Consider the following 449-nt stretch of genomic DNA (forward strand, 5'->3'; position numbering starts at 1 on the left):
GCCATAAACGTGTACTTCAATTGTCGTTTAATAATACGCAATTGATATTTACCGTCTTATGATAGTGCTTTTTATTTTTATTCAGTTGGTATATCGAAAGGCAACTGCTTTGGAGTTTCTTCAGTCAAATCGAAATTTCCAGCAGTCATTTGATTTAAAAAGTTAATAAACGCTTCATAGTCACTTTTAACGACATCGATATAGTAGCTTACCTTATCAGTGTAAGTTTGGTTTCTTAACATAAAATGAGTTGAAGCTAATTCATATTCAAATTTACCAGTTTGATCATAATTCAGTGTTACTATACATGGTACTGCTTCTCGTAGTTCGACACGTCCGATATCATAAATGACGTCTCTAACAGCACCGCTATAGGCGCGAATTAAACCACCACCACCTAATTTAATACCACCAAAATATCTTGTTACTACGACACACGCATTATGAAC

The 449-nt window shown here is 34.3% G+C and carries 1 protein-coding gene; it reads right to left on the reverse strand.

Annotation, left to right across the window (positions count from 1 at the left end):
• Positions 1-77: 77 nt before the first annotated feature.
• The coding region (locus KDK95_RS38960; RefSeq protein ID WP_212522649.1) for a YigZ family protein at positions 78-449 on the reverse strand (372 nt) is incomplete at its 5' end.

The sequence above is a fragment of the Actinospica acidithermotolerans genome (genome assembly GCF_018139625.1).
Classification (GTDB): Bacteria; Actinomycetota; Actinomycetes; order Streptomycetales; family Catenulisporaceae; genus Actinospica; species Actinospica acidithermotolerans.